This is a genomic window from Arthrobacter sp. FW306-1B-F12A (assembly GCF_058781865.1).
On the sequence record NZ_JBYSXD010000122.1, the window covers coordinates 1 to 542 of the forward strand.

The window sequence follows — 542 nt, forward strand, 5'->3', positions numbered from 1 at the left end:
GTATTGGTGGGCTTTGCTTCCGCGGCCTTCCCACCAGTTGATGTAGCCGATGGCTGTGAGGAGGGGCGCGGAGTGTTGGGTGCTGCTGTGCGTGTAGGCGTGGAGGAGGATTTGCTGGGCCCATTCGACGCGGGTCCATTGCGGCTTGCCCGGAGCCTGCGCGAGCAGGATTTGTTCCATGGGTCCGTCGACGCCTGGGATGTCCGCCATCAGTTGGTCGCGGATGGCTGCGAACTGGAAGTTTGCGATCAAAGCGATGGTCTGGTCGTCGGTCGGGTAGGTTTTGGCCTCGAGGATCCCGGCCCAGAGCGTTCGCGCCTTTTCGATCGCGCTGTGGTCATGGGACTGCCGGATTGATTTGATGCGATCCTCGACGGCATGAAATGTCGCTTCCTTGTTTGACGGCGGCAAGGTGATCCGGCCGGTTCGGGCGACTGCGCTTCCGCGGTACACGAGCTCGGCGTTGATCTCGCTGGAGTCGACCATCGACAGGGGCAGCGTGCAGTTGAGGTTGGGGTCGTCGTCGTACGGTGAGACTGTCT

The 542-nt window shown here is 62.0% G+C and carries 1 pseudogene; it reads right to left on the bottom strand.

The features are described 5' to 3' along the window. A pseudogene (locus AC3WJU_RS22495) lies at positions 1 to 542 on the bottom strand (DUF4192 domain-containing protein); the annotation flags it as partial.